The 8,535-nt window shown below is 40.8% G+C and carries 7 protein-coding genes; 4 read left to right on the forward strand and 3 right to left on the reverse strand.

Annotation, left to right across the window (positions count from 1 at the left end; genetic code table 11):
• The 3 genes from rho to QZR76_RS13855 all read right to left on the reverse strand — a co-directional run.
• On the reverse strand, nt 1–1,618 hold a 1,618-nt coding region (rho, locus tag QZR76_RS13845), incomplete at its 3' end, for a transcription termination factor Rho (protein ID WP_294143392.1).
• Between the two features lie 123 nt (nt 1,619–1,741).
• A complete protein-coding gene (gene rsmG, locus QZR76_RS13850) occupies nt 1,742–2,365 on the reverse strand; it encodes a 16S rRNA (guanine(527)-N(7))-methyltransferase RsmG (protein ID WP_294143398.1) in 624 nt (207 codons plus the stop codon).
• A 21-nt stretch (nt 2,366–2,386) separates the two neighbouring features.
• Complete coding sequence (locus QZR76_RS13855) at nt 2,387–3,382, reverse strand: lysylphosphatidylglycerol synthase transmembrane domain-containing protein (protein WP_294143393.1); 996 nt, start codon at nt 3,380–3,382, stop codon at nt 2,387–2,389.
• A 169-nt stretch (nt 3,383–3,551) separates the two neighbouring features.
• Here QZR76_RS13855 and rsmA point away from each other — a divergent pair, with 169 nt between their 5' ends.
• The 4 genes from rsmA to dgt form a co-directional block, all read left to right on the forward strand.
• Nucleotides 3,552–4,319 (forward strand): 16S rRNA (adenine(1518)-N(6)/adenine(1519)-N(6))-dimethyltransferase RsmA, encoded by a 768-nt coding sequence (rsmA, locus tag QZR76_RS13860; protein WP_294143394.1) that lies wholly within the window; start codon nt 3,552–3,554, stop codon nt 4,317–4,319.
• 14 nt (nt 4,320–4,333) lie between these two features.
• Nucleotides 4,334–5,701 carry a magnesium transporter gene (mgtE, locus tag QZR76_RS13865; protein WP_294143395.1) on the forward strand — a complete coding sequence of 456 codons (1,368 nt, stop codon included), beginning with the start codon at nt 4,334–4,336 and terminating at the stop codon, nt 5,699–5,701.
• A 142-nt stretch (nt 5,702–5,843) separates the two neighbouring features.
• The gene (locus QZR76_RS13870; RefSeq protein WP_294143396.1) at nt 5,844–7,151 is read left to right on the forward strand and encodes an acetyl-CoA hydrolase/transferase C-terminal domain-containing protein; all 1,308 of its coding nucleotides are present in this window, start codon (nt 5,844–5,846) and stop codon (nt 7,149–7,151) included.
• A 98-nt stretch (nt 7,152–7,249) separates the two neighbouring features.
• On the forward strand, nt 7,250–8,535 hold a 1,286-nt coding region (dgt, locus tag QZR76_RS13875), incomplete at its 3' end, for a dGTP triphosphohydrolase (protein ID WP_294143397.1).

Here is an 8,535-nt window from a genome sequence, read left to right on the forward strand (position 1 = left end):
AGAAACGCTTCGGCTTATGCAATGCATTTGCATCCACACCACCGGAAAGCACCTTACCGGAAGCCGGGGAAACGGTATTATAAGCACGGGCCAAACGAGTGATGGAATCCAAAAGGATGACAACATCATGACCGCACTCTACCATACGTTTCGCCTTTTCCAACACGATATTAGCTACCTTCACGTGGCGTTCTGCCGGTTCGTCGAACGTCGAGGAGATAACCTCCGCGTTTACGTTCCGGGCCATATCCGTAACCTCTTCCGGACGTTCGTCTATCAATAATATAATCAAATAAACCTCCGGGTGATTAGCAGAAATAGCATTGGCAATTTCTTTCAATAACATGGTCTTACCGGTCTTAGGCTGAGCAACAATCAACCCGCGTTGCCCTTTACCGATAGGAGCAAACATATCTACCACCCGGGTGGAAATGGTAGCACGTCCGTTTCCGGTCAAATTAAATTTTTCATTCGGGAAAAGAGGAGTAAGATGATCAAACGGTATACGATCCCGAACGGCTTCCGGAGACTTCCCGTTGATTTTTTCCACCTTTATCAAAGGGAAATATTTCTCCCCTTCTTTAGGCGGTCGTACCGTTCCTTCAACCGTATCTCCGGTAGAGAGACCAAAAAGCTTAATTTGGCTCTGCGACACGTATATATCATCCGGTGAGTTCAGGTAATTATAATCCGAAGAACGTAAAAAACCGTAACCGTCGGGCATAATTTCCAACACTCCGGAATTTAAAATAATACCTTCAAACTCATAATATTTATCTCTTTTGTCAAACCGCATTTTATTCACGTTCTCACGCTTCTCTTCCGCCTCTATCATCGGATTTTCAAACACGGGTTCCTGCTCCAATTCGGGCACGATATCAACTTCCGGCTCATCCAACACGATATCATCTTCGACAACTTCCTGCAAAGCCTCGTTATCTTTCTCGTAGCGTTTAGCCTTCTTTACAAACTTGGATACCCGATCCTGTTTAGCCGGAAAATTTTCTTTACTTTTTTCTTCTTTCTTCTCCTCTGGTATAGCGGGCTCCACGCTTACCGGCTGTTCATTATTTTCCGGCCTTTTATTCCGGCGATCCATGAACTTACGATTAGACTTGTTTCCTCGTTTATTTTCCGGAGTGTTCTCTATCTTCTTCTCCTCAGGGACTACCTCCTCAACTTCCTCTTTTTTGTTTTCAACAATTACACCACTCTCCGTACGATTCAGAACTATATCCTTATCCAAGATATCGCTATGGATAACATTAATAACCTGCGGCTCTTCTTTCTTCTCTGCTTCTACCGACACTGGACTCTCTTTTGCCTCCTCCTTTTGGGGTTGATTCTGGGATCTGTTGTCTTTCTTATTAAACCTTTGCATTCCTCCATTGGAATCTCCCACTTTTTGAACTCCTCCCCGTATAACCCGCACTCTGGGCTTTTTTTCTTTCGGTTCAACGGGAGCCGTCTCTTCCGTAGCTACCATAGCCTGCTGATCCAAAATCTTATATATCAGCTCCTTCTTTTTATAGGATTCAACCCTTTTAACATTCAGATCTTTTGCAATTTGACGCAAATCTGAAAGTAATTTCTCATTCAGTTCTAAAATATCGTACATATAATTACGTTATGGATAATTATCAATAAGTAAGTTAAATCACCCGGCATGAACCAGGTGGAAAGTATAATCTGCACAAAATTAAAAAGAATTATCTTTATTCCCAAATTGTTAAGAAATAATTTAAGGCAATTGCATGTAAATTATTTTTTTTGTTGCAAAAAACTCTTCTTTAAAAAAATCCGGGATATTATATATACGGATCTTATTTTTATATGATTTTATCTCTTCCTCAAAATCCCCTCCTTTTATATAAAGAATTCCGTTCGGTAATTCGTTATTTCCTCCTCTTCGAATACGATTGCGTGTCCAAGCTAAAAAAGTCGGAAATGCCGTAACCGCCCTACTTACGATAAAATCAAATTTCTCTTTTACCTCTTCAACCCGAAGTTGTTCCGCTTTTACGTTCTTAAGTCCTAAAGCTGCCGCAATTTCCCGAACCACTTTAATCTTCTTGCCAATCGAATCTACTAAAAAAAATTCCGTTTCAGGAAAAAGAATAGCCAGAGGGATTCCCGGAAAGCCACCACCGGTACCGACATCCATAACCCGAGTTCCCGGTTTGAAAGAGATAATTTTCGCAATCGCCATAGAGTGCAATACGTGATGAATTTCCAGTTCGTCGATATCTTTTCTGGATACGACATTTATTTTTTCATTCCACTCCCGGTACAATCCTTCCAATTGTTCCAATTGTTTCGTTTGCAAATCGTTTAATCCGGTAAAATATTTCTGAATGAATTCCATTGTTATTTTGCTCATTAACAGTTAGCGATTCCGATTGTAGATAGGCAAGTACAGCATACATAAAACTCCCATTACGATATACAACAGGGTCATAGCCCCATGAGACAACAAGGCAAAAGTCTTAGCCAGACTTTCCATTTCAGGAGTATTCGGCAAATACAACATCAAAGCAGCCACAACCATAAAATGCCACGCACCGACACCTCCCTGAACCGGAGCAACCATTCCATAGCTGGAGATGACAAATACGGTTAAACCAACCAGCATGTTTAAACCGGAAGTAAACTTGAAACAGAAAAAACAGACATACAGCATTAAAAAATACATCAACCAAATAAAAACGGTATGTGCTATAAACAACCATTTATTGTCTACTCCCTTTACGGCCAGAATTCCCTCTTTCAAACCGGATAAAAACTTATGTATCCGTGACGAAAAAACACCTTTCCGAACCAGCCAGATCAATACAATCAATAATATAACGAATAAAAAGCCAATAGCCCAAATCCAACCCGAAGTCAGCAAGCCGTACAACTTTTCCTGTATACCCTCGTTATTATCTAAAAAACGTACTACCTGTCCAAATTGAGATAAAATCACGACCAAAGTCAACAACAGCAACATCATCATATCAAATATCCGTTCCGTGACGACCGTACCCAATAATTTGGAAAAAGGTACGTGTTCATATTTGGTTACTACCCCGCAACGGGTAAATTCTCCCATCCGGGGGATTGCCAAGTTGGCAAAATACCCGATCATAACTCCCATAAAACTATTCATGAAAGAGATCTTATAGCCCATGGACCGGGTCAATAATTGCCAACGCATAGCCCGACTGACGTGACTAAGAATACCCAACACCACTCCGATCCATACCCAAGTATAATTTACATCTTCACGCAATACCTTCATCAGATCTGCCGGATTCTGATCCCGGTATACCAACCAGAACAAGAAAATCGTTACGGCAAAAAAAGCAAAAAACTTTATTATTTGCTTATATATAGGTTTCATCCATTCACTTTAGATAAAGTTCACACTTTAATAATTTCTTCAAATCAAAATAAAATGATTATTTTGTAAGTCGATTGCAAATGTACATTATTAATCGGAAGTTGAAAAATTAGGGAGGAGAAAGTCATTAAATAATGTAAGTGCATTACTTTTAACACAACATGAACAGATGAGCATTGTAAAAGCTAAAAAATACTTAGGACAACATTTCCTAAAAGATCAAAATATTGCTCGAAAGATTACGGACAGTCTTCTTCCCATAACGACAAATGTGTTGGAAATAGGACCGGGAATGGGTGTCCTAACCCAATATTTACTAAAAGACGACCGATTTTCAGTATTGGCCATCGATATTGACCAGGAATCCGTAAACTATCTCCACGATACCTTTCCGCGGCAAAAAGAACAAATTATTTACGGAGATTTCCTCAAAACGGATCTTACTCTTTTTTATAAAGAACCTTTTTCAATTATCGGAAATTTACCTTATAATATCTCGTCGCAGATTTTTTTTAGAGTTATCGAAAACAGAGACTGCATTCCACAGGTTGTCTGCATGATACAAAAAGAGGTTGCCGAACGGATCAGTGCTTCTCATGGAAACAAAACATACGGAATACTAAGTGTTTTCTTGCAAACTTTTTATCATATAGAGTACCTTTTTACCGTGAATGAACAGGTATTTGATCCCCCTCCCAAAGTAAAATCCGCTGTCATCCGTCTGACACGGAACCAAAGAGAAAAATTGGATTGCAAGGAGCAACTGTTTTTTAATGTTGTAAAAACCGGTTTCAACCAAAGGAGAAAAACACTCCGAAATTCATTAAAACCGATTTTGCCGTCGGAATTTACTTCCGATATGTTAAATTTGCGACCGGAACAGCTTAGCGTGGAAGATTTCATTACACTATGTAAAGCTATAGAGAACAACTTATAATTGACCTGACGAGCATGCAACAATTTGAATTGACCAACGAGTTTCTTACTAAATTAGAAGAAATCATCAACGCGAACGATAAAGAGGGAGCTTCTAAAATAGTAGAATCCCTTCATCCTGCCGATATAGCCGAAATTTTAGAAGAACTCGATAACAAACAGGCTCAATTCTTATTCTTACTTCTTGATAACGAATTAGCCGGTGACGTATTAACAGAACTGGAAGAGGACGAACGCAAACGTTTTATCGAATCCTTTCCCCCGGAAATCATTGCCAAACGTTTCATCGACAATATGGATTCGGACGATGCGGCGGACTTGGTGGGAAGCATGCCCGACGAACAACAACACGAAGTACTTTCTCACATAGAGGATCTGGAACAGGCCGGAGATATTGTCGATCTGTTGCATTACGACGAAGATACGGCCGGTGGTCTAATGGGTAAAGAACTTGTTGCCGTCAATGAAAACTGGACTGTACTGACTTGCCTTCGGGAGCTCAGCAGACAAGCCGAAAATATCGGAGAAATTTTCTACGTGTATGTCGTTGACGACGACAACGTGCTAAAAGGAAGATTATCATTAAAAAAGATGATCTTGTCCCCGACGTCGACCAAAATAAACAAACTATACAATCCTGACGTCATTTTCGTTAACACGGATGAATCCGCCGAATCAGTAGGACGGATCATGCAAAAATACGATTTGGTGGCTATTCCGGTCGTCGATTCCATAGGACGCCTGGTAGGTCGGATTACGATCGACGACGTCGTGGATGTTATCCGCGAAGAGGCCGAAAAAGATTATCATATGATGTCCGGTATCACCCAAGACGTGGAATCTTCGGACACGATATGGGATCAGACGAAGGCTCGTCTCCCCTGGTTAATCATAGGCCTTTTCGGGGGGATGCTGGCTGCCTATATGATCTCGTTCTACGAGGCGGATATCGCCCTTTTCCCGGCAACAGCCATGTTTATCCCCGTTATTACGGCCATGGGAGGAAACGTAGGTATACAATCTTCTGCTATCGTCGTAAAAGGATTGGCTTCCAACTCTCTCGGGGTAAAAAACATTTTTCAAAATATCACCAAGGAAATAGGAGGAGCTTTGATCAACGCCACCATATGTTCCTCTATTATTTTTGTACTCACCCTTTGTTTCAATATGAACTCTTTTGCCATGCCGCTCACGGTAACGATTTCGCTCTTTACGGTAATTATTTTTGCCTCCTTGTTCGGTACGGCCTTCCCTTTACTACTCAATAGAATCAGTATAGACCCGGCTTTGGCGACCGGTCCTTTCATCACGTTAACCAATGATATCATCGGATTAAATATCTACCTTTTTATTGGAAAATTAATCCTTGCCGAATTAATATAAATCCCCTTCAATATTAGCCTTCAAAAGCACTTTTTTAATTACAGAAAAAATTGTTTAATTAAAAGAGTGTTGCTAACTTGCGCCCTCGATAATAAAGAAGAACAGCTATAAATCATAAGACATTAAGATAAAATAAATCATTATGTATCAAGGAATAAAAACAGTATCATTTGAAGAAGCTGTAAAAGTAGTGAAATCGGGTGATCGAATTCACATTCACAGTGTTGCCTGTGCTCCGCAAGGATTGATTCAGGCCCTTTGTAACAGAGGTCGTGCAGGAGAATTAAAAGGTGTTAGAATACAACACCTGCACACGGAAGGAAGTGCTCCCTATGCCGAAGCCGAATTCGAAGGTGTTTTCCTTCTCGAATCCTATTTCGTGGGAAGCAACGTTCGCAAACCGACTCAAGCCGGTTATGCCGATTATGTTCCTGTTCACCTGAGTGAAACTCAAAAATTAATCCGTAGCGGAATTCATCCGATAGATGTAGCCATGATTCAGGTATGTCCTCCTGACAAACACGGGTACGTATCTATGGGAACCTCCGTCGATGCGACCTTGGCTGCCGTACAAAACGCCAAAACAGTTATTGCCGTTATCAATCCGAATGTACCCAGAGCGTGGGGTGATGCTATCATCAAATTATCGGATATCGATGTATTCTGCGAGGATAACACGCCGCTAATCGAAGCACATCCGGCTGTTTTAACAGAAGAGGATATCAAAATCGGAAAAAACTGTGCCGCCTTAATCGAAGACGGGGCTACCCTGCAAATGGGGATCGGAGCTATCCCGAATGCCGTTCTTTCTCAATTGGGAAATCATAAAAACCTGGGTATTCATACCGAGATGTTCGCGGACGGAGTATTACCCCTCTATGCCAAAGGAGTAATCAATAACCTAAATAAAAAACTCAATAAAGGAAAGATCGTATCCACTTTCTTAATGGGTTCTAAAGAAGTATATGATTTTATCGATGATAACCCGGCCGTAGCTATGATGGACGTAGGTTATACCAACGATCCCTTCATTATCGCCCAACAACCTAAGATGACAGCTATTAATTCAGCCTTATCCGTCGATATTACCGGACAAGTGAATGCCGACTCCATCGGTTGTAAATTTTACAGCGGTTGCGGCGGTCAATTGGATTTCATTCGCGGAGCAGCCGCCAGCGAAGGAGGTAAACCTATCATCGCCTTACCATCCGTAACCAATAAAGGGGTGAGCAAAATTACCCCGACCTTATTAAACGGAGCCGGGGTCGTTACGACTCGCTTTGATGTTCATTACATCGTAACGGAATTCGGAGCAGCCGATTTATATGGAAAAACACTACAACAAAGGGCAAAAGCTCTTATTGGCATCGCCCATCCAGACCATCAGGAAGAGCTGGACAAAGCAGCTTTTGAACGATTCGGTAGTCATTTCCATTTTATCCAAAAATAAAAAGAAAAGAGGAAGCTTAAATTAGCTTCCTCTTTTTTTATTGCTATTTTTGTAAGTGATACTTATCAATTGATTAAGCATCATCTAAATTTTTTACTATGGATTGGAATAAACTTATATCTGCCAGACGGTATCAACCGGGAAGTGCTCCCTCCCTATTTCGTTCTCACGATCGTTCACAATTCCAAAGGGACTACGATCGTTTGATTTTCTCTTCTCCCTTCAGACGATTACAAAATAAGACTCAGGTATTTCCGTTACCGGGAAATATATTCGTGCATAACAGACTTACTCATAGCCTGGAAGTAGCCAGCGTAGGCCGTTCCTTGGGCATTAAAATCGCTCAGTTTGTAAAGCAAAGAGAAACATTAGAAAATCCTGAAATCTTAGAAGAAATCGGAACAATCGTCAGTACGGCTTGCCTGGCCCATGATTTAGGGAATCCCCCTTTCGGCCATTCCGGAGAGGAGGCTATATCTTACTTCTTTATAGATGGAGAGGGGCAATACCTTAAAAAATTACTCACGGATGAAGAATGGGCAGATATCAGTCATTTTGAAGGGAATGCGAATGCTTTCAGGTTATTAACTCATAACTTCAACGGCCGTCGGCCCGGAGGATATACCATGACATATACCACATTAGCCTCCATCGTTAAATATCCCTTCGAATCCAAAGCTGCCGTTAAAGGACATAAATACGGCTTTTTTCAAAGTGAAAAAGAGATTTACCGGGAAATTGCCGAAGAATTAGGACTCGTTCAACTTCACGAAAAACCTCTTCAATTTGTACGTCATCCCTTGGTATATCTGGTCGAAGCCGCAGATGATATCTGTTACCAAATCATGGATATCGAAGATTCTCATAAGCTGAAAATATTATCTTACGATGAAACTACCAAAGTATTATTAAATTTCTACGACAAGGAAGAGGATAAAGAAGATCTGAAAACCATAGCCAAAACATTCAAAATAGTTACCGATAAAAATGAATGTATCGCTTTTTTACGAGCCGGAATCATCAACAAATTGATTAATGCCTGTACCGACGTTTTCTGTAAGAACTACGAAGCGATCATGAGCGGCACCTTTAAAGGCTCTCTGATACAACACCTTTCCGGTACCGACAAAATAGCCTATGATGCCTGTACCGATTTGGCCTATTCCCGCATATACCATACCAATATCGTAACCCAAATCCAAATCGCCGGATTCAAAATATTGGCTACTATCCTTAAAGAATATATCGACGCCGTCCTAAAGCCGGGAACCTATTACGCCCGAAATATATTATCTATTATGCCTGAGCAATACAAAGTACATCAAGACGATAGTATCTATACAAAAATTCAAACCGTTACCGATTACGTCTCCGGCATGACCGA

The sequence above is a fragment of the uncultured Sanguibacteroides sp. genome (assembly GCF_900543425.1).
Taxonomy (GTDB): Bacteria; Bacteroidota; Bacteroidia; order Bacteroidales; family Marinifilaceae; genus Gabonibacter.

Bases quoted from the DNA above. Each gene is read 5' to 3' on its own strand.
- mgtE (WP_294143395.1), top strand. From the start codon at position 4,334: ATGCAACAATTTGAATTGACCAACGAGTTTCTTACTAAATTAGAAGAA.
- rsmA (WP_294143394.1), top strand. From the start codon at position 3,552: ATGAGCATTGTAAAAGCTAAAAAATACTTAGGACAACATTTCCTAAAA.
- QZR76_RS13870 (WP_294143396.1), top strand. From the start codon at position 5,844: ATGTATCAAGGAATAAAAACAGTATCATTTGAAGAAGCTGTAAAAGTA.
- rsmG (WP_294143398.1), bottom strand. From the start codon at position 2,365: ATGGAATTCATTCAGAAATATTTTACCGGATTAAACGATTTGCAAACG.
- QZR76_RS13855 (WP_294143393.1), bottom strand. From the start codon at position 3,382: ATGAAACCTATATATAAGCAAATAATAAAGTTTTTTGCTTTTTTTGCC.